Source organism: Frondihabitans sp. GW821-FHT04F02 (genome assembly GCF_059420045.1).
Map to the genome: position 1 here is coordinate 56,226 of NZ_JBWKSZ010000004.1, position 25,870 is coordinate 82,095.

The 25,870-nt window shown below is 65.7% G+C and carries 24 protein-coding genes; 7 read left to right on the forward strand and 17 right to left on the reverse strand.

The genetic code is table 11. The features are described from left to right. Positions 1 to 82 precede the first annotated feature (82 nt). The 4 genes from AC07TY_RS11765 to AC07TY_RS11780 form a co-directional block, all read right to left on the reverse strand. Entirely contained in the window at positions 83 to 523 is a 441-nt protein-coding gene (locus AC07TY_RS11765; RefSeq protein ID WP_488625159.1) for a hypothetical protein, read from the reverse strand. Continuing rightward, positions 520 to 1,041 (reverse strand): T6SS immunity protein Tdi1 domain-containing protein, encoded by a 522-nt coding sequence (locus tag AC07TY_RS11770; protein ID WP_488625160.1) that lies wholly within the window; start codon positions 1,039 to 1,041, stop codon positions 520 to 522. The genes AC07TY_RS11765 and AC07TY_RS11770 overlap by 4 nt, the downstream gene beginning before the upstream one ends. A 754-nt stretch (positions 1,042 to 1,795) precedes the next feature. Further along, positions 1,796 to 2,863: an amidohydrolase family protein gene (locus AC07TY_RS11775; RefSeq protein WP_488625161.1), complete on the reverse strand. Its 1,068-nt coding sequence runs from the start codon at positions 2,861 to 2,863 to the stop codon at positions 1,796 to 1,798. Positions 2,864 to 2,903: 40 nt separating this feature from the next. Continuing rightward, on the reverse strand, positions 2,904 to 4,088 hold the full coding sequence (locus AC07TY_RS11780; RefSeq protein ID WP_494785479.1) for a hypothetical protein: 1,185 nt from the start codon (positions 4,086 to 4,088) through the stop codon (positions 2,904 to 2,906). A gap of 69 nt (positions 4,089 to 4,157) precedes the next feature. Here AC07TY_RS11780 and AC07TY_RS11785 point away from each other — a divergent pair, with 69 nt between their 5' ends. Next, positions 4,158 to 4,775: a TetR/AcrR family transcriptional regulator gene (locus AC07TY_RS11785; RefSeq protein WP_488625163.1), complete on the forward strand. Its 618-nt coding sequence runs from the start codon at positions 4,158 to 4,160 to the stop codon at positions 4,773 to 4,775. Positions 4,776 to 4,849: 74 nt separating this feature from the next. On the opposite strand, the gene AC07TY_RS11790 is transcribed toward AC07TY_RS11785, so the two are convergent. Next, the gene (locus tag AC07TY_RS11790) at positions 4,850 to 5,515 is read right to left on the reverse strand and encodes an SDR family NAD(P)-dependent oxidoreductase (RefSeq protein WP_494785480.1); all 666 of its coding nucleotides are present in this window, start codon (positions 5,513 to 5,515) and stop codon (positions 4,850 to 4,852) included. Positions 5,516 to 5,631: 116 nt separating this feature from the next. Between AC07TY_RS11790 and AC07TY_RS11795 the strand changes: the two genes are divergently transcribed. Then, entirely contained in the window at positions 5,632 to 6,201 is a 570-nt protein-coding gene (locus tag AC07TY_RS11795; RefSeq protein ID WP_488625165.1) for a TetR/AcrR family transcriptional regulator, read from the forward strand. Positions 6,202 to 6,228: 27 nt separating this feature from the next. On the opposite strand, the gene AC07TY_RS11800 is transcribed toward AC07TY_RS11795, so the two are convergent. Next, a complete protein-coding gene (locus AC07TY_RS11800; protein ID WP_488625166.1) occupies positions 6,229 to 6,810 on the reverse strand; it encodes a TetR/AcrR family transcriptional regulator in 582 nt (193 codons plus the stop codon). A gap of 73 nt (positions 6,811 to 6,883) precedes the next feature. On the opposite strand from AC07TY_RS11800, the gene AC07TY_RS11805 reads away from it, so the two are divergent. Continuing rightward, entirely contained in the window at positions 6,884 to 7,642 is a 759-nt protein-coding gene (locus tag AC07TY_RS11805) for an SDR family NAD(P)-dependent oxidoreductase (protein WP_488626751.1), read from the forward strand. 123 nt (positions 7,643 to 7,765) lie between these two features. On the opposite strand, the gene AC07TY_RS11810 is transcribed toward AC07TY_RS11805, so the two are convergent. From AC07TY_RS11810 to AC07TY_RS11830, 5 genes are all read right to left on the reverse strand, one after another. After that, complete coding sequence (locus AC07TY_RS11810) at positions 7,766 to 8,554, reverse strand: carbohydrate ABC transporter permease (RefSeq protein ID WP_488625167.1); 789 nt, start codon at positions 8,552 to 8,554, stop codon at positions 7,766 to 7,768. Positions 8,555 to 8,619: 65 nt separating this feature from the next. After that, a complete protein-coding gene (locus tag AC07TY_RS11815) occupies positions 8,620 to 9,459 on the reverse strand; it encodes a carbohydrate ABC transporter permease (RefSeq protein WP_494785481.1) in 840 nt (279 codons plus the stop codon). Positions 9,460 to 9,628: 169 nt separating this feature from the next. Continuing rightward, positions 9,629 to 10,897, reverse strand: coding sequence for an ABC transporter substrate-binding protein (locus tag AC07TY_RS11820; RefSeq protein WP_494785482.1), 1,269 nt, complete (start codon positions 10,895 to 10,897; stop codon positions 9,629 to 9,631). Between the two features lie 55 nt (positions 10,898 to 10,952). Continuing rightward, positions 10,953 to 13,070: a glycoside hydrolase family 36 protein gene (locus tag AC07TY_RS11825; RefSeq protein WP_488625170.1), complete on the reverse strand. Its 2,118-nt coding sequence runs from the start codon at positions 13,068 to 13,070 to the stop codon at positions 10,953 to 10,955. A 163-nt stretch (positions 13,071 to 13,233) separates the two neighbouring features. Beyond that, positions 13,234 to 14,208 (reverse strand): LacI family DNA-binding transcriptional regulator, encoded by a 975-nt coding sequence (locus tag AC07TY_RS11830; RefSeq protein WP_488625171.1) that lies wholly within the window; start codon positions 14,206 to 14,208, stop codon positions 13,234 to 13,236. A gap of 228 nt (positions 14,209 to 14,436) precedes the next feature. On the opposite strand from AC07TY_RS11830, the gene AC07TY_RS11835 reads away from it, so the two are divergent. After that, positions 14,437 to 15,318 (forward strand): helix-turn-helix transcriptional regulator, encoded by an 882-nt coding sequence (locus AC07TY_RS11835; RefSeq protein WP_488625172.1) that lies wholly within the window; start codon positions 14,437 to 14,439, stop codon positions 15,316 to 15,318. A gap of 29 nt (positions 15,319 to 15,347) precedes the next feature. Continuing rightward, a complete protein-coding gene (locus tag AC07TY_RS11840) occupies positions 15,348 to 16,109 on the forward strand; it encodes an SDR family oxidoreductase (protein WP_488625173.1) in 762 nt (253 codons plus the stop codon). A gap of 415 nt (positions 16,110 to 16,524) precedes the next feature. Here AC07TY_RS11840 and dnaB read toward each other — a convergent pair whose 3' ends face one another. The 6 genes from dnaB to AC07TY_RS11870 all read right to left on the reverse strand — a co-directional run bounded on the left by dnaB (position 16,525) and on the right by AC07TY_RS11870 (position 21,846). After that, positions 16,525 to 17,967, reverse strand: a complete 1,443-nt coding sequence (gene dnaB, locus AC07TY_RS11845; RefSeq protein ID WP_255410963.1) for a replicative DNA helicase — start codon at positions 17,965 to 17,967, stop codon at positions 16,525 to 16,527. 548 nt (positions 17,968 to 18,515) lie between these two features. Beyond that, on the reverse strand, positions 18,516 to 18,968 hold the full coding sequence (gene rplI / locus AC07TY_RS11850; protein ID WP_123506637.1) for a 50S ribosomal protein L9: 453 nt from the start codon (positions 18,966 to 18,968) through the stop codon (positions 18,516 to 18,518). A gap of 18 nt (positions 18,969 to 18,986) precedes the next feature. Next, a complete protein-coding gene (gene rpsR / locus AC07TY_RS11855; protein WP_055964231.1) occupies positions 18,987 to 19,247 on the reverse strand; it encodes a 30S ribosomal protein S18 in 261 nt (86 codons plus the stop codon). A gap of 64 nt (positions 19,248 to 19,311) precedes the next feature. Continuing rightward, complete coding sequence (locus tag AC07TY_RS11860; RefSeq protein ID WP_494785483.1) at positions 19,312 to 19,890, reverse strand: single-stranded DNA-binding protein; 579 nt, start codon at positions 19,888 to 19,890, stop codon at positions 19,312 to 19,314. A 3-nt stretch (positions 19,891 to 19,893) separates the two neighbouring features. Further along, complete coding sequence (gene rpsF / locus AC07TY_RS11865; RefSeq protein WP_123506639.1) at positions 19,894 to 20,295, reverse strand: 30S ribosomal protein S6; 402 nt, start codon at positions 20,293 to 20,295, stop codon at positions 19,894 to 19,896. 126 nt (positions 20,296 to 20,421) lie between these two features. Continuing rightward, positions 20,422 to 21,846 carry a CCA tRNA nucleotidyltransferase gene (locus AC07TY_RS11870; protein ID WP_494785484.1) on the reverse strand — a complete coding sequence of 475 codons (1,425 nt, stop codon included), beginning with the start codon at positions 21,844 to 21,846 and terminating at the stop codon, positions 20,422 to 20,424. A gap of 103 nt (positions 21,847 to 21,949) precedes the next feature. Here AC07TY_RS11870 and AC07TY_RS11875 point away from each other — a divergent pair, with 103 nt between their 5' ends. Both AC07TY_RS11875 and murJ read left to right on the forward strand, forming a co-directional pair. Then, a complete protein-coding gene (locus tag AC07TY_RS11875) occupies positions 21,950 to 24,115 on the forward strand; it encodes a DUF6049 family protein (protein ID WP_494785485.1) in 2,166 nt (721 codons plus the stop codon). Further along, entirely contained in the window at positions 24,112 to 25,830 is a 1,719-nt protein-coding gene (gene murJ / locus AC07TY_RS11880; RefSeq protein WP_494785486.1) for a murein biosynthesis integral membrane protein MurJ, read from the forward strand. The genes AC07TY_RS11875 and murJ overlap by 4 nt, the downstream gene beginning before the upstream one ends. Positions 25,831 to 25,870 lie beyond the last annotated feature (40 nt).

The following is a 25,870-nucleotide window of genomic DNA, read 5'->3' on the forward strand; positions in this document are numbered from 1 at the left end:
GTCCGCAGGCACCACCCGTCGGCGCCCCCCTCACTGGCGTCGGCAGAACCACCTCACGACTGAGTAGCCGGCCCATCGATGGTCATCGAGCGGCTCGACGCCAAGCGACGATCATGCCGGGCAGCCTGGTCAGCACGACGACTCCCGCCGCGAAGCAGAAGGTGAAGACGTAGGGGCTCGGCGACGGGGCCCTCATGGTCGCGGCAATGGAGGGTTCCAGCGCCACGAGGGGCACGTACACAAGTGCACTGATCAACCCCCGAAGCCACGAGAGGCTCTGGGCACAGAAGATCGCGTCGACAGCCCAGAACCCCAGGAAGACGATCAGCCACCCCACGACGATCGCCAGGATGAGTCCACCGCCGACAGTCGAATGGCTGATCAGGTAGGCCGCGAGGGCGACGGGCCAGAGCCCGAGAATGCCCAGAGCACCCGCGATGAGAGCCTGCGGCAGGGCGGAGAGTGCGCTTCTCCGGAACGGTGTCCGTCGGGAATCGACGGACGGCTCCGGGGACGAGCTCACGAGAGGGGACCCATCATCTGCGTGATGATCATCAGGTGCTCGCGAGTCTTCACCCGGTCCAGGTGCTGCACGTCTTTCGGGCCCCCGAGGGCCAGCAGCGGAACGTGGCCGAAGATCGTGTCGGCGTCGACGGGGCCGAGTTTCGCCACGGCGTCACGGTACAGAGGCTGATCCAACCTCGTATCGAGAAACGTCTCATCAGCGAGCCAGCGCGGAAGAAGGGAGAACTTGCTCGAGACGAGCTCGTGGGTTCCCTGGCGAAAGTTCAGGAGGCCGAACGACTGCTCGGCGGTGTCCCAGATGATGACGTCACCGAATGCACTCTGGAAGATCGGCACCGCAGTCGCGATCCCTGTGTAGGAGGACGAGATCACGACCGAGCAGTCATAGGGGTCGACGACCCTGATCAGCCCGTCAGCGAGGGTGCCGGTTCCTGCCTGCCAGAGAGCGGCAACCTCCGGCGGCACCCGTGAGGAGAATCCCTCGATGACCGCCTTGGGCACACTACCCGTCTTCACGAATCCCTCGAACGGGGAATCGACTTGCTTCTTGCGACCGAACACATGTCCTCCTTCTCATATCAGAGGGGCACGTGTTGGTCCCCCCGGGGATGGAACGAGGCCGCTGACTCACTAGCGCCGCTGAGACCGTGACCCCCACCCCAAGAGCCACACTGCAGTCTGCCTACCAGCTTGTCCGGTTTCCTGACTATGTCAAAGTCGTCCGGCCCCGCCCGAACGGATGAAGTCGACGCCGACTGACGTCGCTTGTCTGTGCCCACAACCGAGGGGCCTTCTGTGCGGAAGAGCTGGGGAGGGTCAACGTCGTCTACGACGTCAGCGGTCTTGAGCCAGCGTTAGAGGCACGACTCCGAGATCCCGATGTCTCTCGCGATTGGGCTGATCGGGGATTCGCCCCGCCGAGCGACTGCGACGACGTCGCGACAAACCCTTTTCACCATCATCCTGGTCGGAGGGGGTCCTGTTCTTCCACGCCCATGGACTGGAACCTCTGACGAGCGCCTTGCGTCTGGAGGAAGTGCGTCACTGACACCCGGGTGTACTCCAGTGCCGCACAGGCCAGCTGATTTGGCAGCGCCGTCGCGGTAGTTTCGCTTGGCGGTGCCCTGTGACTCTTTCTTAGAGTCATCATGCAAGCATCTTGATCAGCTCGAGATCCCGAGACCTGGTCGGGAGCGGCCGCTGACAACTGGGCGTGGACCCTGTAGCGCTTCTGCCCCGTGTCAGTTCCAGAGTGCTGATGGCCCTGCCGTCACTTGGCCATACGGGGGAAGAGTTTCTCGGCGGCAGACCGGTGCACCTCGCCCAGCCTGTCGGATCCTGGTCCGTCGTAGGTGTCGATGAAGTTGTCGAAGCGGGCGCTCCACTTCGGGTCTGCGTAGGGGTAGTCGCTGCCGTAGAGGACATGGCCCGGTTCCGCGAACGCTAGCAACGCTGGCAAGGACGTGGGGGTTGAGGACAGGGCGGTGTCGAAGTAGAACTTCCGTAGGCCCGCCTGGATGCTCTCCGGAGTGGTGCCGGGGTTGAACATCGCTGCGGCGCTGAATCGTTCCGCTGCGTAGGGCAGGAAGCCGCCGGCGTGCGACAGGATCACGCGCAGTTCCGGATGCCGGTCAAACACCCCGTGGGCAACGAGGTCTACGGCGGTGCGTGTGGTGTCGAATGGGAAGTCGACCAGGGCCGTGGGCAGTCCGGGGAGCTGCGCCATCCGGGGTGCGGTGGGATGCACGAAGACGACGGCCGAGCGTGCGGCGAGTTCCGTCCACAGTGGTTCGTAGGCGGGATCGCCGAGGTAGCGTCCGTTGGCGTTGGATAGGAGGAGTACGCCGTCAGCGTGGAGTTCGTCGAGTGCTCGCACGGCTTCGGCGATGGCTCCGTCGAAATCCGGGAGCGGCAGCACGGCGAAGTGCCCGAACCGATCCGGGTGTGCCCTGACCAGCTCGGCCTGGTAGTCGTTCAGTTCGCGGGCGAGCTCGCGGGCCGCGGCGTCATCGCCGAAGTGCACGCCTGGTGCGCTGATCGACAGGATCCCGGTCTCGATGCCCGCCTCGTCCATCATCCTGATCGCCGCTTGGGGGTCCCATTCGGGCATGAGCCACCCGCCGATGGCCCGGGGGCCCTGTCTCGGTGTCGTCCCGCCGCTGGTGTCCCAGGGGTTCCATTGCGCGGACCCGCCTTCGACCGCCTGCGCCCCGGTCCCGGCTGCACTGCTCATTGCCCGATCTCCTGCCGTCGCTAGTGCGTCGAAGTAGCGGGGTGGGAGCAGGTGCTGGTGAACGTCGATTCTGCCTGGCATGGTGCCGACCTCCTGTTGTGTCATGACTGCTGTCTACGGGGGTGAAAAGGGATTGCCTGGCTTGCTAAGGCGTGACCTCGGCGGGATTGCCGAGAGCGGCGTGGTCGGCGTAGGACGCCGGTGACGCAGTTGCCACTAGGAAGTCCTCGTTGCGGTGGCCCGCGCCCTTCAGGCGAGCGGCCGCCTCTTTTCTGCTGCGGATGAGCATCGCGATCAGGGTGAGCAGGATGCCGGCCACAGCCCAGATCGCTAGCCGGATGATCGGGCCGGAGATGGCGGCACCGTCGAAGTACTGAACCGAGCGCAGTAGGTCGAGAGAGTCCCCTTGCGGGAACACGTAGTACAGGGCTTGGAAGAAGTCGTTGAGAAGGTGGATACCAAGGGGCCCGCCAGAAGACGTGTTGCCGAGGATCACCAGCGCGAGCGTCGTGAGGAGTGCCGCAAGAGTTCCGCCCAGTGCGGCGACGCCGGTCACTGCTCCCCCGATGGCGAGCCCCGTGAGCCAGAGCGCCGCGAAAACGGCGCCGGGATTGACGGTCACCGCACCGAGGGCGGTGTCGATCCAGAGGGTGATCAACCCGGCCAGGGCACCCGTGTAGAGGACGAGGACGATGCTGCGCTCGACGAACCTCGACGAGGTGTCGACGGTTCCGAGGATACGGCCGAAAACCGTTGCGCCCAGCGCCGCGCCGAGTCCGGCAAACAGGATCGCGTAGAACTCGATGGATCCGACGGGGTCCTTCTTTGGCAGGGGTGCAAGGTCGGTGGTCGTGCTCGTGGTCTTCAATTGCTGGGCGATGGAGTCGCCGATGCCGGAGACCGCCTGACCGAGGCCACGACCCGCACCACTGGCAATGTAGGTGGTGACGACGGCGTCCTTTCCGGCTGCGGGAAGGACGACAGCGCCGTCCACTTCGCGGTCGAGCACGGCACCTCGCGCCTTCGCCTCGGACGACACGACCGTGAGATCAAGTGCCCCCTGCTGCTCTAGAGCCACGATCGTGTCCGCATTGCCGGCGACGGCGAGGTGCACATTGTTGGGTGTCGGATTTCCGAAGGCGCTCGAGTAGCTGGTCAGCATCGCCATAGCGAAAAGCAGGATCCCGATGGCCCCCAGGATCAGGTTGCGGTAGCGGTGCTGGGATCCCGGCCCCTCGGACGTCAGAGCGCCGCCTGCCACCGCCGCTTCGAACTCCGGGTGCTGCGGAGTGTCTTCCCGTCGTGGTGCCGACTCGGTTACGTGCGTCATCTTGTCCTTTACAATCGTCCAATAGTGGACAAATGTACATCAGACGTTGGAGTCTGACAAGATGGATCCATGTCCCAGGGAACGAGCACGCTGCCACCGGAAGGGCACCGGGTGGACCCGCGTGTCACCCGAACCCGCGCCGCCCTCATCCGGGCTTTGACGACACTGGTGTCCGAGTCCCCGAAAGGCGAGGTGATCTCGATGAGTGCGGTCGCGCAACGAGCTCGCCTGAGTCGGCAGGCGCTGCACAACCACTACAGCAATGTCGGCGACCTCGCGACGGATGTCTGGATCAGTCGGCTGCTCGAGGGCTGGCTTCCCCTCGATGAGAGCGCAGCCAATCTTGTCGAGGCCCTCACGCGCGCCGTGCAGGAGCGCGGAATCGAGCCGCTGCTTGCCGCCGGACGTGCTGATCGCGACTTCTTCGACAAACTCCGCGCCATCCCCCGTGGCGAGCGGGTCGCCGAGGTTCTTGCCGCAGCGGTCACCACGTGGTTGACGGATGCGGATCGTGGCTCCGATCGACCGAAGATTGCGCTCACGGGCGACGCCCGGACCTTCACTATCGGCGGCATGGTGGCGTTGGTCTCGACGTGGCAGATGGCCGAGAACCCGCCGGACATCACCGAACAGGTAGCGACTCTTCGCGCATTCGCGGCCGCGGCGGCCGCGGCTACCGTCGGCTGAGTCGGGCGGACACCGGTAAGCCCCAACGCTTGGCGCAGCCCGCCCGGAGCCTGAAGCGCCGGACGGGAAACACGCTAGGCGTCGTAAGCGACGTAGTGCAGTTCGGCGTCCTTTCGCTCCTCGTAGAGCTTCACGTACGATTGCGCGATGACGGCGGGCTCGGCGTCCGGGCGGCCGCCACCGATGAGAGCGGTGATCGCGACGAAGCCGACGTACACCCCCTTGTCAGCCAGTGCCTGGTTGAGATTCAGCGTCCAATTCCGGAGTCCAGCCGCGGCGATGTTCACGTTCCCGCGAACCGGTGTCTGAGACAGCGCCCCGCCACCCGTCGTCACGAGAACGGTTCCGGAACCGGCCGAGATCATCTCAGGCAACGCGGCACCGATGGCGGTGACGGCACCGCCCAGGTAGAAATCGATCTGCGGCTGCAGATTCTCCATCGTCACATTCAGAGCATCGACTGACTCGAGAGTGTGGTCTGCTGGCGAGAACTCGAGGACGTCGATGGGACCCAGTTCTGCCCGGATCGACTCGATGGCATTCTTGAGCGTCTCGGGCTCGCGCACATCCGCGGTGAAACCACGAGCGCGTATGCCCTCGCTGCCAAGGTTCTCTGCAAGTGCGTCGAGCTTGGACTGGTCGCGGGCAACGAGGGCGACATCGAAGCCCTTCTGCCCGAAAGCGCGAGCGATCTCGAGGCCGAGGCCGGGGCCGGCTCCGATGATGGTGATCAGGGGCATGATGCATCCTTTCGTAGCCCACCGCGGGGCCGGGCGTTCTGAAGCGGTAAGTTGAGGTGGTCCTCACGTGCGCTCAGCATATGTTGAGGTTGCCCTCAATTTCTACTGGAGTTGCTGTGAGCACTACGCCCCGCCTGCGTCGAGACGCTCAGGCGAACCTCGACAAGCTTCGAGCGGCCGCCATAACGGTATTCTCGCGGCGGGGTCTTTCGGCCCCACTTGAGGACATCGCTCGGGAGGCCGGCGTCAGCATCGGGACGCTCTACAACCGCGTGGGTTCCCGGGAGGAGCTCATCGACGCCGTCGTCCCGGACATCGCCGGCGCGAAACTCCGGACACTCCGGGAACGGACACTGGCTCAGGAGTCTTCTCGGGCGCAGCTGGAGACGTTCATCGCCGAGATGATCGACCTGCAGCTCAGCGACCCGGCCATGAATGACGCGATGCTACGGCGCTACCCCGACGCCGTTCTCCTCATCAACGCCTGCGAACGGTCCATGGCGCTCGGGGCGGAACTCGTCGAGAACGCCCACGGCGCCGGCGTGCTCTCGAAGGAATTCACCTCCGACGACCTCCTGACCGTGCTGTGGCTGGCTGCCCTGGCCAGCCACGATCCTGCCGCTCCGGACGGCTGGCGCCGCGTCATCGAGCGCAGCGTCTCCGCTGCGTGGATCGCAGAGGCCTGACGCCGTACGGCCTCTCCTCGGAGCGGGTCACGGCAGGATGTCGAGCACGCGATCGACGGCGCGTGCCACGACGTCCTCCGGCGCATCCTCGCTCGTCAGAGCCCACCACGTCAGGGCAGAGCTCGCCGCCGCAGCCAGCGCACTGGCGATAACGGTCGCGTCGAGGCCGTCGGAGGGAGCAGGTTCCCGACTCCTGATGAACGCCGTGATGCCTCTCGTGAGTTTTGCCACGCGCCGGGCTCCCTCGCCCGCGACTTCCGGGTTCGCAGCGATCACGCGGAGTCGGTGTCGCGTCACCTCGAGGGAACTCGCGGGGAAGGCCGCGGCCTCCTGGTACGCCGTAGCCAGTGCAGACGACACTGATACGCCGGCCGGGCTGTTGTCGAGAGACTCCTGGAGTCGACCTGCGAACTCGTCGAGCCCTCCCCACAGCAACGACGCCTTCGTCGGGAACAGCCGGAAGAGGTACCGGCGACTCACCGTCGCTGCTGACGCCACGTCCTCCATCGAGACACCGTCATAGCCGAGGTCGTCGAAGAGACGAAGCGCGGTGAGGGATACCGCTTCAGGATCGATAGTCCGGGGTCGCCCGACTCGGTTCTCACGCATCTCTACCCCTTTTGTGCACTCAGTGCTACAACTGTTCTTGCGCCGAGTCGGCGCGTCTCATCGAGGAGAAGTCATGACCACGACCACTGCCGGACGTTTCGCCGGCAAGACCATCATCGTCACCGGCGCCGGATCCGGCATTGGGCGCGCCACGGCCACCCGGATCGCCCACGAGGGAGGCCGAGTGATCGCCACCGACGTCGTCGTCGACCGCCTCTCCGCCCTGACCGAAGAACTGAGGGACTTCGACGTCGTCACCGTGCCCGGGGACGTGTCCCTCCCGGAGACCATCGAAGCGATCGTCGGCGCGGGAGGCGGCACAATCGACGGCCTCGCAAACGTCGCCGGGATCATGGACGCATTCCTCCCTCCGAGCGAAGTCGACGATGCAACCTGGGACCGCGTCTTCAGCGTCAACGTGACCGGACCAATGCGGCTCACCCGAGCCGTGCTGCCTCTCATGATCGAAGCAGGTGCCGGCGCCATCGTGAACGTCGCATCGGAAGCGTCACTTCGTGCGTCGGCATCCGGGGCTGCTTACACGGCGTCGAAGCACGCCATCGCAGGATTCACCAAGAGCGTCGCCTTCTTTCACGGCCCCCAGGGAATCCGGGCGAACGCCGTCGCCCCTGGAGCTGTGGCGACCAATATCGAAGCACCGATGAAGAGCGACTACGCGGCCTCTCGGGTGGGTCCGATCATGCAGGCGATCCTGCCGCCCACTGCGCAGCCGGAACAGCTGGCCGCTGCGATCGCCTGGCTCCTCAGCGACGACTCCGCGAATGTCAACGGCGTCGTGCTGCCGAGCGATGGCGGCTGGTCCACAATCTGACAAGAATGCGGGTGGGCTACGAGCGGCACGCTTGGGTGCTGCGCCGCCCGCGATGGAACGTCGGGGGCGGTTTCGGCAAGAACCATCGTGTTCATCTAATCGAATCGGCAGGCCAGTTCGATGTCATTTTTCGGCTCCCGCGAGGGCACCCTTCACAAAGTACTTCTGCAGGAACAGATAGGCGATGAGGATTGGTGCGAGGCCTATGAGGGCGGCGGCGGCGGCGGCACCGATGTTCGTCCCTTGGCTGGAGAAGAACACTGCCACCGCTGGTGCGAGGGTGCGCATGGGTGTGCTGCTGCTGATGTAGGAGCTCATAGCGAACTCGTTCCACACGTTTGTCGCTGTGAGGATCGTCACGGTGGCAAGCACCGGCTTCATCGAAGGTAAGACGATCTGCACGAAGGTTCGAATCGTCCCTGCGCCGTCCATGGCGGCTGCTTCCTCGAGGGAGATCGGCAGGGTTCGCATGAACTGGGTGAAGAGGAACACGGCTAGCGGAAGCTGCAGGGTCGTCAGGACGAGGATGAGTCCACCGAACGTGTTCAGAAGCCCAAGCCGGGACAGCATTGTGTAAAGGGGTACGAGGATGCTGAGCGGTGGAACGATCAGCATGCCTAAAAGTGCTAGCGAGACGACTCGGTTCAGACGAGTCAAGCGGCGCGCGAGGGGGTAGGCCGCCATGGCGCCGACGAGGCACACGAGGAACGTGCTGACCGCTGTGACGAGGAGGCTGTTCTCCAGCGCCCAGTCGAGGTGGCCGACCGAGAATGCCGTTGAGAAGTTCGAGAGCGTGGCTCCGGAAAACGGCGGCACCCAGAGGGAGCTGGTGTCCGTGACAGGTTTGAGCGCAGTGGTGACAGCGAGGTAGAACGGGGTGATCTGCACCAGCGCCACGATCGCCAGGAACACGGCTTTGCCGACGTTCGCTGCCTTCCGAGGACGCCGACCTCGCAGAGGAGCAGTCTGTGTTGACATCAGGCGGTCACATCCGTTCGGCTCATCCGGCGGACGAGGAACACCGACACGATCGCGATGATGACAAAGAGGGCAACACCCATCGCCGATGCATATCCCGCCGCCTGCTGACCGAAGTAGGTGCGGCCGATGAGCGTCGATACCGAGTTCGATGCGTAGCCTGGCCCTCCACCGGTGAGAACCTGGATGACGTCGAACAGCTTCAGACCGCCGATCAGGTTGATGATGACGCTCGACACGAACGCCGGTTGGAGTAGCGGGATCGTGATGGAGCGGAGCAGGGCCCAGCCGGAAGCGCCGTCGAGGGACGCCGCTTCGTACACGTCGGGGCTGATGCCCTGCAAGCCGGCGAGGTAGATGACCATGGAGATTCCGACGAACTGCAGCGTGTTCACCAGGATGATGATCGCGATGGCGCCCGGTCCGCTGCTCAGCCATGCGATGGGGCCGACACCCAAGCCGCCCACGACGTCGTTCAAGGCGCCTCGGTTGTACTGGAACACCAGGTAATACATCAAGCCCATCACCACGGGTGACACGAGCACCGGAAGGTAGACGATCGACCGCGCAACCGCAGGCATCCGTCCCCGTCCGTCGAGTGCGACGGCGAGGGCGAGTCCGAGGACCTGTTGAAGCAGCGTGCAGCCGAACCCGAACAGAAGCGTGTTGAGGAGCGCCGTGTGGAAGGTCGCGTCGGTGAAGAGTTGGGCGAAGTTCGCGATTCCTACGAATGCTTTGGTGGGTGAGTAGCCGTCCCAGTTGGTGAAGGCCAATCCGATGCCCTGGATCAGGGGCACGAACACGAAGATGACGAGGAGCGCCGCGGCGGGGAGGTACATGAGGTTCATGGCCCAGCCACGACGCGATGGCCGTGGGGATCGCTTCTGGATCGGCGGGAGGGTGGCGCTGGGCTGAGCCCGTGGCGGCAATATGTCGGTGACGTTGTTCACGATGATTCCTGAGACTCGTGCACGTCGGGGGCGGCGGCCGCCCCCGACGTGCTGGCGGTTACTTCTGGCCGTAGAGGGTCTTGTACTGGCGACCCATCTGGGTGGAAGCGGCTTGGACGGTGCTCTGCCCGGTGATCACTGAATCCGTGACCGCGATGAGGGTGTCCCATGAACCGTTGGGCAGATAAACGCGATCGAAATACGGCTGCACGGCGGTCGTTCCCGGCGTGACGTACTTGTTGAAGCTGTCTGCAAGAGAGCCGAAATCCACCTTGACGGTGGTCAGTCCCGGGGCGGACGCGGTCGATTCCGCGAGTGCGGCGGCGTTCTTCTGTTCCGCGAGGAAGTCGAGGAACTTCAACGCCTCCTTCTGGTGGGCGCTCGTCTTCGACACGCCGAACGAGTCCACTCCTTCGCCACCGACCAGGTAAGGCTTCTCGTCGCCGGTAGTCGGGAGCGGGATGAACCCGAGGTTCGCGTTCGGGTTGATCGTCAGCGCCTGGCTCAGGAGGACCGTTTGGAACAGTTCGAAGCCGGTGGTTCCACCGGCGAGTGCCCGTGCCATGTCGTCGGTTGACGCGGAGGAGTAGTCCTTGTTGAACCATCCGGCTGTCCGCCACTGCTGTACACGGTCGAGCATCTGCTCAAAGGGGGCCGAGACGAACGTCCCGTCCTTCATTTTCTGTCCCTGGGCGGTGTCGTATGTCTGCGCGGCGAGGTAGTCGCCCATGTGGCCTGCCGGGCCCTGATCTTTGCCGCTGGAGTAGATCGCGGTGGTGCCGGTGGCTTTGACCTTCGCGGCGGCGGCGTCGAACGCATCCCAGGTCGTCAGGGACGACGGGTCGACACCGGCTTTGCTGAGGACGTCCTTGTTGTACAGGATCCCAGCGGTGTCGGTTTCGCCAGGGAAGGCGAAGATTTCGCCGTTACTGTCGCGCATTGCGGAGTCGAGTGCCGGGTTGACGTTCTTCGCCCACGACTGGTCGGTCAGGGGGGTGAGGAACTTGCTGTAGCGCAGCAGCGACCAGCCGTGTGTCGAGAAGAGGTCGGGGACTGTGTTGGCCGCGAGTTTGACCTTCATGTCGTTCTCGTAGTTCGTCGATTCGGCGGTGAGCTGAATCTTGTCGCCGGTCTTCTTTTCGAAGTCATCGACGATCTTGGTCATGACCTTGTACTGCGGAGTGTCGGCGCCCATGTTGAAGAAAAACTGCATGGTGTCGCTGTCGGTGCCGGCGCCGGCGCGGCTGCAGCCGCTGGCGGTGAGGACGAGAGCCATCGCGCCGATCGCGGCGACGATCGTCCGTCTTTTCGAGAGTTGAAGCTTCATTGCTTGCCTTCTTTCGGGTATTCGTGATGAGGGTTGTGGTGCAGGAGGGAATGGGTCAGTCGGAGGTGACCTCAAAGACCCGAGCGGAGAGACCCGGTGTCGATGGGGCGAGCGTGATGTGGCCGTCGTCTCGTACTGAGGCTGTCCACGGCGCTGCTTTTGCCGGGAACACCTGGCGGAGCGAAGCTGGTGTCGCGCCGGCGCCGAGGTCAAGAGCGAGGGGCTCGATGGTCGATTCGCTGCGGTGCCAGACATAGAGAAGCGACCGGCCCGCGCCTCGTAGCCGGAGTGACAACGACGGCGCTTCCCAGTCCGGGTAGCCGCTCGGCCATTCAGGGACGGCATCAGCGATGTGGGTCCGTGTGGATTTGAACACCCGGACCGCTTCTCGGACGAGGTCGAACTGTGCATCGTTCATTTGGTTGATGAACCCGGACAGGTAAAGCCGCCCGGATAATCCCGTCACCATGGTGAATGCGATCTCGTCATCGCTCATCCACGGTTGCGGGTAGGCCCAGTTGCCGGCCTGTTCCGGCAGCATCTGCATCGGCGCCGAGGCCGCGATAGGCGGGTACAGGCGGAGGTCTTGCTGGTCGGATGTTGACTGCAGGTCAAACGCCTCCAGCATCCCGAAGTCCGAGCGCATGGCACCGGAGCTGCAGTTCTCGAATACCACATCCGGGTGGCGGGCACGAAGGGCGGTGAACCAGCCCAGGTGCGCCCGGTTGTGCGCCAGGAGTCCGGCCCCGGGAGAGAAGGCGTCGAGGTCCGTTCCGGCGCCGGGCATCACGTTGTAGTCCAGCTTGAAGAACTGCACGCCGAAGTCGGAGATGAGCCGGTCGAAGGTTCGATCAAGGTGCTCTCGGGCCGCCTCGCTCCGCAGATCGAGGAAGTAGCGGTCGTGCTCCCGGACACGGATCCCGTGTCGCTGCATGAACGCCTCGGCGGGGAGGCTTTCAGCGAGGGGGCTGCGGACGCCGACAACCTCGGGCTCGACCCAGATGCCGACCTTCATCCCGTGTGCGCGGATCGCTTCGACGACTTCAGCCAGACCGCCGGGGAACCGTCGCGCCGAGGGAAGCCACTCGCCGACGCTCGGCCACCAGTCCCCTTCTTCGCTGTCGTCGTACCAGCCGGCATCGATGCAGAAGCACTCCGCCCCGACCGCTGCAGCGGCGTCGATGAGCGGGAGCAGCCGCACAGTCGTGGGATCGCCGAGGATGGTGTTCATGAAGTCGTTGAAAACCAGGAGCGAGGAGGTGTCTGCGCGTTGCGCTCGCCGGATCCAGCGACGGTGCCTTGTCAGTTCGGCCACGGCGCTTGCCGCGCCGGCGTCGCCGATCGTGAACGACGCGGGCACAGACTCGAACGACGCCCCGGGGACGAGTTCTTCAGCCCAGTGGTGATGCAGGTCGGTCGGCCCGAGGAGGACAAGCGCCAGAGCGTCTTCGTCTTCCCTCTGGTTGTCGAGCTCCCAGCGCCAACCGCCGTTGTGCTCGAGCTGCCATGCGATCGCACGACCAGATCGTGGGTGTTCAAGCACCCCCGTAGGTAGTGCGCGAGCGGTCGTCCAGGTCGACGTTCCCGTGGCTGCCGTGTATCCGCGACCTGGCTGGTGATTGACCGCGGAGTGGAAGTCCCCGAGGCCGGACTGTGACCAGGCCTTCGTGATCGTCCATCGGTTCTCGGCGAGCTGTTCGCCGGATCCTGAGTGGAGGAATGCGTCGTGCGGGTCGTCGCCGTGACTGACGAGCGCGCCGATCGCGATGGTCGACAGGGCCTCGAGCACGACTGGCACGATGCCGTCGTTGCGGACCGACGTACGGACACGGGCGCCGGCAATCTCGGGTGACGCCGTGAACGTGACCGTCACGACAAGACCTGTCTTCTCATCGCGCTGTTCGATGTCCAAGCCCGCGACACCGTCGGTCGTCCATTCGCGGACATCGGTCAGACGAAGACGTGCACCCACGCCCGTGTGCGTGAACCGAGTCGTGTTCCGGGCGCGGCCGTCTCCAGTGATCATGGCTTCGACTAGCGGCTGTGTCGCTTCGGTGACAACGCGCTCGGGTCCCGCGTTGAGGCCGACGATCCGGACCGGGTGGTCGCCCGAACCAAAAGACACGGTCAGTGCGCCTGCATGCCAGTCGAAGACTCGTCCGGTGGGTGTCACGACTCCAGTGACCGACGATGGTTCCTGAGTGGCCAAGACGGTTTCCGCGCTCAAACGAGGCTCCCTTGCGCTCTGCGTTGCTTGAAGCCTCCATGAAAACGTTGATCATGAAAGCGTTGATCACGACACTAGGCGTCTCCCGTCAAACGTGCAAGCCAGCTATCTAGGCCAGCGGTGAGCTGGTGCTCTCGCGGTTGAGAAGCATGCTGCCCGGCCGGTCGCTCGGGTTTGCTTCGGAGTCCGGGTTGATGAGGAGCTCGAGAGCGGCCCTTCCTGCCCATCCCCAGTCGAGTCGGTAGGTGGTCAGGCTCGGCACCCAGCTCGAAGCGAGGGGGTGGTCGTCGAGCCCCGCGACACTGACGTCCTGGGGCACTCGACGTCCGGCATCGTGCAGGCTCCGCATGACCGCGAATGCGATCTCGTCGTTCGGGCAGAAGATCGCCGAGACGCCGGCATCCGCGGCGAGCTCGGCTCCAGCGCGAAGCGCAGACTCGACCGTCCAGTCAGACACAGCTGGTTCCGGCTGAGCGACTCCGCGTGCAGCCAGCGCCTCCCGCCATCCCAGCTCGCGGGGGTGCGAACGACCACCATAGTAGGGAACAGAGACGTAGTGGACAGTGCGGTGACCGAGGTCGAGGAGATGGTCCACGACCGCGCGCGCTGCGGCGCGGTCATCGACCAGGACGTGAGCTACGTCGGCATCGGTGTCAGCGCCGTTCGTCACCGTCGCAATCGGTATCGCGCCAAGCTTTGAGTGCAGCTGGATCGTGTTGTAGGAGTTGTAGTCCAAGACCACGACGCCGAGGATCGGCTGGGACAACAAAACGTCCACTGCGGCTGACACTCCTTCGATGTCGGCCGGATCGAGGATGGCGATAGCGACGACATATCCGCTCGCCCTGGCCCGGTCCTCGATTTCGGTCAGCATGCGCGAGCGGCCGTAAGCAGCAGTATCCGGTGCGATAACGCCCACGATCGGCTGCTGACCATGTACCAGGGCGCGTGCCGCACCGTTGGGGCGGTAACCCAGTTCGTCCATGGCGGCTCGGACTTTTGCCGTCGTCAGGTCGCTCACCGGTGTCGATCCGGTCATCACCCGCGACACCGTCGGTAGGGAGACGCCGGCGACACGGGCCACATCAGAGATCGTCGGAGGTCTTCGTCGATCTAGAGGCACAGTTCAGAACCGTATGCGATCGGAGCTCACCCGGCAACGCGAGGGAGGCTGGGGTGCAGCGGGAGGCCGAAGGTATTGCCTGCTACCTGCCGTGTCGCGTGGGTGACACTCCGGTCTTTTCACTTAGGGGACGACGGCCTACTTGTCGCAAGGGACACTCGACGAATGTTCTGATCGGATAATCATCGGGTGAGTGCACGCGAAGAACTCCGGTCGTTCCTGAAATCCCGCCGCGCCTCCATCGAGCCCGCTCAGGTTGGCTTCTCAACGTCGTCAAGCCGACGCGTGGCGGGCCTTCGTCGCGAGGAGGTCGCCGTCCGCGCCAATGTGAGCGTCGACTACTACACGCAACTGGAGCAGGGGCGGCAGATCACCCCGTCGCCTGTTGTCCTCGCTGCGATCTCCGACGCTCTCCTCCTCGACGAAGCCCAGCGCGACTATCTCCGACGGCTAACGTCGGAGGCCCACGATCCGCGTACCTGGGGGCCTGCGCCTGTCCCTGATGGCTTGGTGACTCTCCTCGGCGGCTTGCGTAACCAGGGCGCCTTCATCGTCGACCACCGCATGCAGGTGCTGGCCGCGAATCGGATCGCCGACAAGCTGATGGGCGGGTGGATCGCTGCGGGCAAGCACGACGGCAACCTGGCCACGTACGTGTTCCAGGACGAGTCCGCCCGGTCCACCCACCCCGATTGGGACGAAGTCGCCTCGAGTATGGTCGCGACCCTGCGCTTCGGCGCGGCCCGATGGTCGGATGACCTCATTCTGACCTCCGTCGTCGCCGAACTGGCCCACACACCCGACTTCGCCGAACTCTGGGACCGGCACGAAGTCGAGGCGAACACGTCCGGCTCGAAGCCCTTCCGTCTCGACGAAGACACTCTGGAAGTCGACTACGAGGTGCTCGTCGTCCCGACCGACGCTGAAGCCCGACTCACCATCTACAGCGCACAGCACGGGTCGTCCGCCGCCGCGTTCTTCTCCAAGGTCGATGACGCGTGGGCCCGTCCATCCTCCGGCCCGGATCCCTGGGTGGTGCTGACGGCACCCCGCTCCGGTGCCACCTTCTAAAGACAAGCCGTGACCCTCACGCTGGTGACATGAACGACTCCTCCCCGACCCCCACCCGAACTGCGATCGTCACCGGCGCCTCGAGCGGCATCTGCGCTGCGACCGCGCGGCGCCTCGCATCGGCCAGTTTCACAGTAACCCTCGTCGCCCGCCGCAGCGACCGCCTCGAAGCCCTCGCACAAGACATCCGCGCCGAGGGTGGGAGCGCCACCGTCATCGCCGCAGATCTTGCGAACGCCAGCTCTGCGCTGACCGTCGTCGAGCAGGCCACCCGAGAATCGGGTCGCCTAGACGCTGTCGTCAACGCCGCCGGCGTCATGCTGATCGGCTCCAGCGTGGAGCAGGACCCGACCGAGTGGGAACGCATGATCGACGTGAACCTTCGCGGACTCCTGCACCTGACCAAGGCGGCGCTGCCTTCCCTTCTGAAGACCGCGAAGAAATATGACGTCGCCACGGACGTGGTCAACATCAGCTCTGTCGCAGGCCGAGTCGTCGCCCCGATGACGGCCGTGTACACGGCGACGAAATTCGCGGTCACCGCCGCCACACAAGCGTGGCGGCAAGAGTTCGCCGGCACCGGTGTCCGATTCTCGGTGATCGAGCCCGGGTTCGTCGCAACAGAGCTCGGCTCCTTCCAGGAGGCGACCCGACAGTTGTACGACACGAGGAGCGCCGACCGCGAAATTCTGCGCGCCGACGACGTAGCGTCGGCCGTCGAATACGCCATCACAAGTCCCGCACGCGTCGCCGTCAACGAGATCGTCATCCGACCCGCCCACCAGGCGTAAAACGAATCGTTCAACCGATACTGGCGCCTGTCGAGAAGGCCTACTCGCCTTTGGTCACCGTGACGCCTGGAACCGAAAGAAGTGCACGACGGGGGTTCCTCTACCGGGCGGAGCTACATCCACAGACATAACGGCCGGGCTCGAGAGGGAGACCTCGTTTGGGTACCGGCACGAGCGCCTTCGACGACACGAAAGCCTGGAAAACGACATTTTGTTTTGGAAACCACACGACAGTTTCTGTGGCTTTGCAAGTCTCGACAACCTTCAAGAACATCCCGTGAAAAGGGTCTCGGATTCCTCGGACAGCGGCAGCCTCCGTCACGGGCTACCGTTTGCCACCTAGATTGTCGCGTTCCGCGGAAAGCGACAATCTAGGTGGCACTTCGACAAATTAGATGTCGGACGACACGCGACGCTACGCAGGCATATCCACGAACCGCGAGAACATCCCGTGGAACGCCACGGTGATCGTGTCTGTGGGGCCGTTGCGGTGCTTGGCCACGATGAAGTCGGCCTCGCCCTGGCGGGGGTTGTCTTTCTCGTAGGCCGACTCGCGGTGCAGCAGGATGACCATGTCGGCGTCCTGCTCAAGCGAGCCCGACTCGCGGAGGTCGCTGATCGCGGGCTTCTTGTCGGCGCGCTGCTCGGGGCCACGGTTGAGCTGCGAGAGGGCGATGACCGGAACCTGGAGCTCCTTGGCCATGAGCTTCAAGGCACGAGAGAACTCTGAGACCTCCTGCTGGCGGCTCTCGACCTTCTTGCCGGAGGTCATCAGCTGGAGGTAGTCGATGACGACGAGCTTGAGGCCCACCTGCTGCTTGAGACGGCGGCATTTGGCGCGGATCTCGACGAGGGTCATGTTGGGGGAGTCGTCGATGTAGAAGGGCGCGTCGTTGATGCGACCGCGCGTCTGGGCGATGGTGGTCCAGTCGCGGGCATCGACTGTTCCTTTGCGCATGTTCTGCAGCGGAACGCTGGACTCGGCCGACATGAGGCGCATGGCGATCTCGGACCGCCCCATCTCGAGCGAGAAGAACACGCTGGGCTCGTTGTGCTTGATCGAGGCCGCGCGGCACAGGTCGAGGGCGAGCGTCGACTTTCCGAGCGCTGGTCGGGCGGCGATGATGATGAGCTGACCCGGGTGCAGGCCGTTGGTGAGGGCGTCGAGCTGGGCGAAGCCGGTCGGTACGCCCGTCATCTGACCGTCGCGGCCGGCGGCGGCCTCGATCTCGTCGATGGCCGCGGTGACCGCGTCGGTCAGCGGGACGTAGTCTTCGGTCTGCACGCCGCCGGCGACGTTGTAGACCTCCGCCTGCGCGTTGTTGACGAGGTCGATGACCTCGCCCTCGCTGGCGTAGCCCATCTGCACGATGCGGGTGCCCGCCTCGACGAGGCGGCGCAGCACGGCCTTCTCGGCGACGATCGACGCGTAGTAGCCGGCGTTGGCGGCGGTCGGCACGAGGCTGGTGAGTGTGTGGAGGTACTCGGCGCCGCCCGCGCGGCTGAGCTCGCCGGCCTTGGTCAGCTCGTCGGTGACGGCGATGACGTCGGTGGGCTCGCCGTGCGAGTACAGGCCGAGCAGGGCGTTGAAGATGACCTCGTGCTTCGGCAGGTAGAAGTCGGCGGCGCGGACCGTCTCGATGACGTCGGCCGTGGCGTCTTTCGAGAGCAGCATGCCGCCGATGGTGCTCTGCTCGGCGAGGAGGTCGTGGGGCGGCGTGCGACGGTCGTAACCGGCTGAGCCGTAGCCCGGTGCGCTCGTTCCTGCGCCCGAGGACGAGTTGGAGGTGTACTGCGCCGAAGAGCCGCGGTCGCCCGATGCGTCGTTGGGGGCGAGTCCGAGATGGGCAATCGACACGGGGGCCTCCTGGCGGGTTCGGGGGAGCGGTTCTGGATGCTGCGTGCTCTTGGTCTACCGCCACCCTCCGACACCGTCGTCGGAGGGCTGGCAGCAACGCCGAGACCGGGTGAGAAAAGCGCGCGGGAACATCTCGGTGAGCACCCTTCGGGTGGTGCGTGAGCCGACGATTCCGCGCCTGGTTGAGGGCGCTGTCACACACTAGGGACTTGACCCCCGTCGCTCCAAACAGGCCTGTGGATAACGGTGTGGAGAATCTGGGAGAAACGCCGGGCCAACCTGGGGACAACTGTGGACAGTCCTGTGGAGAACAAAGTTTCTTTAGCCCGCACACGCCCTCTGACCAGGTGTTTCTCTTTCCACACCCACTGTGTGAAAAGTAACTTGAATCGAGGGTTGAAGGTTGATGATTCGTGACGCCCCTGTGCACAAAACGCTTGACACGGTGTCCCCCGAGCCGGTACGAGACAGCACTTCTGCGGACACGCGGTACCCCTTAAACGCCGATAGCGGCACATGCAAATGCATGCGCCGCTATCGAACGGGTGCTACTTGGCAGCGACCACCTGAAGGGCGATCGTGGCCACGACGTCTTCGCGCAGACGGATGGTGGCTTCGTGCTCACCGGTCAGCTTGATGGCGTTGGGGATCTCGACCTTGCGCTTGTCGATCGTGCCGACGCCCTGAGCCGAGACGGCAGCGGCGACATCGGCCGGCTTGACGGAGCCGAAGAGGCGCCCGCCCGTGCCGGTCTTGACGGGAAGCGTGATCTTGACGGCCTCGAGGCGGGCCTTCATGTCTTTCGCCTCCTCGATCGTCTTGAGCTCACGCGAAGCGCGGGCGGCCTTGATCGACTCGACCTGCTTCTCGCCACCGCGGGTCCACACGACACCGAATCCCTGGGGAACCAGGTAGTTGCGTGCGTAGCCGTTCTTGACGTCGACGACGTCGCCGGCCGAACCGAGGCCGGAGACCTCGTGGATGAGGATTACCTTAGACATTCGCTACTCCCTAGCGGATCAGCGGCCGGAGCCGGCGTAGGGGAGGAGCGCCATCTCACGGGCGTTCTTCACGGCACGGGCGATGAGGCGCTGCTCCTGGACGGAGACGCCGGTGATGCGGCGAGCACGGATCTTTCCGCGCTCGGAGATGAACTTGCGAAGGGTCGCGACGTCTTTGTAGTCGATGACGCCGACGCGGATCGCCTTCGCGGGAGCGGCGTTCTTGCCGCCCTTTCCGCGGAGGGGCTTGCGGCGGTCGCCGCTGCTCTTTCCAGCCATTGGATTCTGCTTTCAGTAATGAAGAAAATGAGAGATCAGGAGCGGGTGCCCCCGAACGACGAACTCAGAAAGGCGTCTCGTCGTTGTAGGTGCCGCCGCCGGGGGTGTTCCACACGTCGCCGGAGGAGCCGGAGCCGGACGAACCCGCTGAGCCCCCACCGGTCTGCGCGGGCTGACCCCACGGCTCGTCGGCCTGACCGCCGCCGTTGCCGCCGCCGACAGGCTGACGGCTCTGGCCGCCGCCGTTGCCGCCGAAGGATCCGCCGCCGTCGCGAGACGACGATGCGCGGGTCACCTGGGCGGTGGCGTAGCGGAGCGAGGGGCCGATCTCGTCGATCTCGAGCTCAATCGAAGTGCGCTTCTCGCCCTCTTTAGTCTCGTACGAGCGCTGCTTCAGGCGCCCCTGCGCCATGACGCGGGAGCCCTTCGTCAGCGAGGCGGCAACGTGCTCGGCGAACTCACGCCACACGCTGGCGCGCAGGAACAGCGCCTCGCCGTCCTTCCACTCGTTCGACGCGCGGTCGAACGTGCGGGGGGTCGACGCGATCGTGAAGTTCGCGACCGCGAGCCCGTTCTGCGTATAACGCAGCTCGGGGTCGGAGGTCAGGTTGCCCACGACGGTGATGACGGTTTCGCCGGCCACGGGCTACTCCGCGCTCGAAGCGGCGGGGGCAGCGGCGGCGGGAGCCTTCGCCGGAGCGGCAGCCTTGCGGGCGGCCTTCTCGTCGGCGAGCTTCTTGGCCTTGGCGACCATCTCGATGCCCTCTTCGGCGCGAAGGACCTTCGTGCGCAGAACGGCCTCCGAGAGACCGAGCTGACGGTCGAGCTCCTTGGTGGCGTCGGGGTTCGCGGTCAGGTTCACGACGGCGTAGATGCCCTCGTTCTTCTTCGCGATCTCGTAGGCCAGGCGACGACGGCCCCAGATGTCGACGTTGTCGATCGATCCACCGTCGTTGCGGATGACGTTGAGGAACTTGTCCAAGCTCGGAGCGACAGTGCGCTCATCGATCTCGGGGTCAAGGATCACCATCAATTCGTACTGATGCATGTCTAACCCACCTCCTTCGGACTTAACGGCCACAGTATTTCTGTGGCAGGAGGGTAGTGGCATCGTGCAGTGCAGTGACCGCGCAGGAACTGCGGCCACTCCAAGCAACCTTGACAGCCTACCGGGTCAGCGCTGCGTCCACCAGCCCAGCAGGCGCCGGGTGGCCTCCTCCTCGCCGAGGGGCCCCTCTTCCGTCCGCAGCTCGAGCAGGAACCGGTACGCCTCGCCGACCTCGCGCGACGGCTTGATGCCGAGGATCGACTGGATCTGGTCGCCGTCGAGGTCGGGACGCATCGAGTCGAGCTCCTCCTGCTCGCGCAGGACGGCGATGCGCTGCTCGAGGTCGTCGTAGGCGAACCCGAGCCGGTCGGCCTTGCGGCGGTTGCGCGTGGTGACATCGGCGCGCGTGAGCATGTGCAGGCGCTCCAGCTGGTCTCCGGCGTCGCGGACATAGCGGCGCACGGCCGAGTCGGTCCATTCGCCGTCGGTGTAGCCGAAGAAGCGGAGGTGCAGCTCGATCAGCCGGTAGACCGCGCCGATCGTGTCGTTGTCGAAGCGCAGGGCCTTTAGCCGCTTCTTCGCGAGCTTCGCGCCGACCACGTCGTGGTGGTGGAAGGTGACCACTCCGCCGGCCTCGAGCCGGCGCGTCGCCGGCTTGCCGATGTCGTGCAGCAGCGCGGCGATGCGCAGGGTCAGGTCAGGGGGAGTGCCCGGGTGGCGCTCCTTCTCATAGCCGATCGCCTGCTCGAGCACGGTGAGGCTGTGCTCGAAGACGTCCTTGTGGTGGTGGTGCTCGTCGCGCTCGAGCATCATGGCCGGCAGCTCCGGCAGGATCAGCGCAGCGATGCCGGTGTCGACCAGAAGCCGGACACCAGGAACGGGGTCGTCCGACCTCAGCAGCTTCGAGAGCTCGTCGTTGACGCGCTCCACCGACACGATCCCGAGCGTCCGGGCGCGATCGACCATGGCGGCGAACACGGCCTCCGACACGGTGAAGCCGAGCTGCGCCGTGAAGCGCGCCGCCCGCATCATCCGGAGCGGGTCGTCGCGGAAGCTGTCCTCCGGCGTCCCGGGCGTCTCAAGCGACTTCGCCAGCAGGTGCTCCACGCCCCCCGACGGATCGACGAGCACGCGCTCGGGCAGGCGGAGCGCCATCGCGTTCACGGTGAAGTCGCGCCGCACGAGGTCGCCCTCGAGCGAGGCGCCGAACTCGACCTCGGGCTTGCGGGTCTCGCCGTCGTAGACGTCGCTGCGGTAGGTGGTGATCTCGACGGTCTCGCCCTGGATGCGGGCGGCGATCGTGCCGAAGGCGCGGCCGACGTCCCAGGTGGCGTCCGAGATCGGCTCGACGATGGCGAGGATCTCATCGGGGAGGGCCGAGGTCGTGAAGTCGAAGTCGTTCACCGCTCGGCCGAGGAAGGCGTCGCGGACCGGACCGCCGACCAGGGCGAGCTCGTGGCCGGCAGCCTTGAAGGCTCGCGCCAGCCTGTCGACCGGCCCGGTCGAGGCGAGCGTGTCGAGTCTCTCGAGAGCTCCCGCGACAGATTCCATGACGGTCAAGCTTGCCACAGCGGGCCTCCCGCCGAGTTGTCCACAGGCCGGGCGCTTCGCCCAGTCTTCTCTGGACTCTTTCCCTAGACTCGCTAACGCCCTCATGAGAATCCTTTCCGCGCTCGCTGTCGCAGCCCTCGCCGTCGCCGCCCTCGGGGTCGGCCTGCCGGTCCTGCCTGCGACTGCCGCCGCGGCCGACGGAACCGTGACGGTGTCGGTGTCGCCTCGGGCGAGCGGGGTCATCCGCGACGGCGACGGCCTGAAGGCGACGGTGACCGTGCACAACGGCACCGACGCCGATCTCGACGCCGGCACCGCCCAGGTCTTCCTCGACCGGGCCACCTTCTCGAGCCGCGACCAGATCGACGCCTGGTTCGACCGCTCGGCGAGCGACACGAGCGACGCCCTCGGCTCGTTCATGACGAGCGTCGCGGTCCCCCCCATCGACGCCGGCGCCACCTCCTCGGCGGTCACGATCGACCTCTCCTCCGAGACGCTCTCCCTGAACGGCTACGACTGGGGGGCCAAGGCGTTCGGCGTCCGCTACAGCTCGGGCGGCGCCGCTCTCACCGAGGCGCACTCGAGCGTCGTCTGGTACCCGAACGACAGCTTCCAGGCGACCCGGCTGGCCGTGGCCGTGCCCCTCACCGTGCCCGAGTCGACCAGCGGCCTGATCTCGAGCGAGGCCCTGGCGAGCTACACGTCCGAGAACGGCGTTCTGACGCAGGAACTCGACGCCGTCCGCAACCGCGACGTCGCTATCGGCATCGACCCGATGATCCTCGCCTCCATCCGGATCCTCGGCAACGTCGCCCCGCCTTCGTCGATCACCTGGCTCCGCCGTCTAGAGACGGCGACGAACGAGACGTTCTCCCTCTCCTACGGCGACTCCGACATCTCGGCGATGCGCCAGGCCGGTGCCACGACGCTCCAGAAGCCGATCGACTTCACCGACGCGATCGCCGCCCAGGAGGCCGCCGAGCCCGACTCGTACGTCGCGACGGACGACACGACCGGCGCCGGCCAGACACCGCCTGCCGACGCGACCGCACCGGCGACGGAGGCCCCGACCGGGACGCCGACGTCGGTGCCCCCGACCTCGACCGTGCCGACGACGGAGTCGCTGCTCGCCTTTGCCTACACCGAGAGCGATGTGGCCTGGCCGCTGGAGGGGACGGTGGCGTCGGGCGACCTTCCGGTCTTCAAGTCGTCGGGCGTGAAGACCACGGTCCTGTCGAGCAGCAACGTCAGCACGTCGTCCGACACGACCGAGAACGCCGCCATCGACGTGTCCTCCTATAAGACCGTCGTCTCCGACGCCGAGATCTCGTCCATGATGCGCGACGCTGTCTCGGCCGGCAGCGTCTCGGAGTGGCGAAGCGACGTCGCCCAGCTGTCGGCCGAGCTGGCCACTCTCACCCACGAGCGCCCGAGCGACGCCCGCACGCTTTTCGCCACGCTCGGACGCAACTGGGCGACCACGGGGTCGCGCCTCGACGAGACGCTCGACGCCCTGGCCACGATGAACTGGGTCTCGACGGTGCGCTTCTCCGCGGCCGCCTCGGCATCGTCGAGCGACGCCACCCTCGCCGCCAAGAAGGCCTCCGCATCGCGCGTCTCGGCTCTCGAGCCGCTCGTGGAGGCCCAGGACGACCTGCAGAGGTTCTCCACCGCCCTCAAGACGCCGTCGACCGTGACCGCCAAGGAGCGCCTGCGGGTGCTCGCGCTCTCGGGTACGGCGTGGAGCGACAACCCGAGCGGTCTCGCTTCCGAGGTGGCGAAGGTCCGCACCCAGGTCGACCGCATCCGGAGCCAGATCGGCGTCGTCCAGAGCAGCGACGTGAACATCCTCGGCGACCGCTCCTCGCTGCCGATCTTCGTCCGCAACGACACCGCCTCGGCGGCGACCGTCTACCTGCGGGTGCAGCCGTCGAACTACTACCTCAGCGTCCAGCAGAAGGCCATCGCCGTGACCATCCAGCCCGACTCGCAGACCCGCGTCACCGTGCCGGTGCAGTCGGTCGCGAACGGCAAGGTCATGCTGACGCTGTCGCTCGCCACGAAAGACGGCGTCACCGTCTCGACGCCCTCCGAAGTCGCCATCAACGTGCGCGCCGGGTGGGAGACCGTCATCACGGCCATCTTCGCCGCTGCCGTCGTCCTGCTGTTCGGCGGCGGCATCTACCGGAGCATCCGCCGACGTCGCCGAGGCAAGTCGGGCGACGAGGGCGACGACGCGACGACGCCCGACCCGGCGGCCGGCACGTGAGCGCGCTCGACCCGGTCGGCGCCGAGAACCCCGACCCCGGCGCGGTCTCCGGAGTTTCTGCGGCGCAGTCGGCTCCGGTCATGAAGGCTCGCAGCCTCGGACGCGCCAGCGCGCTGCTCGCGGGCGGCACGATTGTCTCGCGCGTGCTCGGCTTCGCCAAGACGGCTGTGCTCGCGGCGGCCATCGGCCAAACCGGTAGCCGCGCGGCCGACGCGTTCACGGTGTCGAACCAGCTGCCGAACAACATCTACGCCCTGGTGGCGGGAGGCCTGCTGAGCGCCGTGCTCGTGCCGCAGATCGTGAAGGCGGCCAAGGGCCCCGACGGCGGTCAGCGGTACATCAACAAGATCGTCACGCTCGGCACGACCGTCTTCCTGGTGGTGACACTGATCGGAACCCTGGCGGCGCCGTTCCTCGTCAACCTCTACGCGCACCAATCCGACACCGGCAAGGCGGGTTTCTCGCCGGAGGCCATAGCCCTGGCGACCGCTTTCGCTTACTGGTGCCTACCGCAGATCTTCTTCTACGCCATCTACTCGCTGCTGAGCGAGGTGCTCAACGCGAGACAGATCTTCGGGCCGTTCACCTGGGCTCCCGTGCTCAACAACGTCGTCTCGATCCTCGGCCTCGTCGTCTTCATGGTGCTGTTCGGGGGAGCGGGCGAGAACAGCCTGGTCGCAGACTGGACCCCCGGCCGCATCGTCGTGCTCGCCGGAACCGCGACGCTGGGAGTGGCGGCCCAGGCCGCCTTCCTCCTGCTGTTCTGGCGCCGGGCCGGCCTCACGTTCAAGCCCGACTTCACGTGGCGAGGCGTTGGCCTCGGCGCGACGGGCAAGGCCGCCGCCTGGATGTTCGCGCTGATCCTCGTCACGCAGCTCGCCGGCATCGTGCAGAGCAACGTGGCGACCATCGGCACGGGTGCCTCGAGTGCCGTGCTGTCGAACGCGTGGCTGATCTTCATGCTCCCGCACGGAATCATCACCGTCTCGATCGCGACTGCCTACTTCACCTCCATGACCGCCGACGCCGATCGCGGCGACCTCCGCGCTGTTCGCAACAACCTGTCGTCGTCGCTCCGCACCATCGGCATGTTCATCGTCTTCGCCGCAGTCGCGCTGTCGGTCGTGGCCTACCCGTTCGCGCGCTTCTACGAGTCGCGCTACGACTACGTCGCGGCGATGGCCCACGTGATCCTGGCCTACCTGCCGGGGCTGATCCTCTTCAGCATGCTGTTCGTGCTGCAGCGGGTGTTCTTCGCCTTCCACGAGCAGCGCACCGTCTTCTTCATGCAGCTGGTCCAGTCGGGTGTCTTCGTCGCGGGCGCCCTCCTCTGCTCGGCGGTCGTGCCGGCCGATCACATCGCCGTGGCTGTGGCGATCACGACCTCTGTGGCGGGCAGCGCCCAGGCGGTCGTCGCTCTCGTTCTCGTGCACCGTCGAATCGGCGGGCTCGACGGACGCTGGGTCGCTCGGCGCCACATCCAGTACCTCGTCTTCTCGGTGATCGCCGGGGTCGTGGGCGTTCTCGTCGTGACGGGACTGGGGGGTTACCACCCAGGCGGATTCGGCCTCTCCGGCCGCGTTCCAGCCATTCTCACGGTGATCATCGCCGGACTGGTCATGGCGGCGGTGTATCTCGGGCTGCTCACGGTGGCACGGATACCCGAGCTCTCGGCGATGACCAAGCCGGTTCTCCGTCGCCTGCGGCGCTCGTAGGCGCGTACCCCGAGTTCCTGCGTCCCTTACCGGCACCTGA

Excerpts from the sequence above, each read along its gene's own strand:
- AC07TY_RS11875 (WP_494785485.1), top strand. The coding sequence starts at position 21,950 with ATGAGAATCCTTTCCGCGCTCGCTGTCGCAGCCCTCGCCGTCGCCGCC.
- AC07TY_RS11780 (WP_494785479.1), bottom strand. The coding sequence starts at position 4,088 with ATGACGCACGTAACCGAGTCGGCACCACGACGGGAAGACACTCCGCAG.
- AC07TY_RS11800 (WP_488625166.1), bottom strand. The coding sequence starts at position 6,810 with ATGCGTGAGAACCGAGTCGGGCGACCCCGGACTATCGATCCTGAAGCG.
- AC07TY_RS11790 (WP_494785480.1), bottom strand. The coding sequence starts at position 5,515 with ATGCCCCTGATCACCATCATCGGAGCCGGCCCCGGCCTCGGCCTCGAG.
- rpsR (WP_055964231.1), bottom strand. The coding sequence starts at position 19,247 with ATGGCTGGAAAGAGCAGCGGCGACCGCCGCAAGCCCCTCCGCGGAAAG.
- AC07TY_RS11805 (WP_488626751.1), top strand. The coding sequence starts at position 6,884 with ATGACCACGACCACTGCCGGACGTTTCGCCGGCAAGACCATCATCGTC.
- AC07TY_RS11775 (WP_488625161.1), bottom strand. The coding sequence starts at position 2,863 with ATGACACAACAGGAGGTCGGCACCATGCCAGGCAGAATCGACGTTCAC.
- AC07TY_RS11840 (WP_488625173.1), top strand. The coding sequence starts at position 15,348 with ATGAACGACTCCTCCCCGACCCCCACCCGAACTGCGATCGTCACCGGC.
- rpsF (WP_123506639.1), bottom strand. The coding sequence starts at position 20,295 with ATGCATCAGTACGAATTGATGGTGATCCTTGACCCCGAGATCGATGAG.
- rplI (WP_123506637.1), bottom strand. The coding sequence starts at position 18,968 with ATGTCTAAGGTAATCCTCATCCACGAGGTCTCCGGCCTCGGTTCGGCC.
- AC07TY_RS11815 (WP_494785481.1), bottom strand. The coding sequence starts at position 9,459 with ATGTACCTCCCCGCCGCGGCGCTCCTCGTCATCTTCGTGTTCGTGCCC.
- AC07TY_RS11820 (WP_494785482.1), bottom strand. The coding sequence starts at position 10,897 with ATGAAGCTTCAACTCTCGAAAAGACGGACGATCGTCGCCGCGATCGGC.
- AC07TY_RS11870 (WP_494785484.1), bottom strand. The coding sequence starts at position 21,846 with ATGGAATCTGTCGCGGGAGCTCTCGAGAGACTCGACACGCTCGCCTCG.
- AC07TY_RS11785 (WP_488625163.1), top strand. The coding sequence starts at position 4,158 with ATGTCCCAGGGAACGAGCACGCTGCCACCGGAAGGGCACCGGGTGGAC.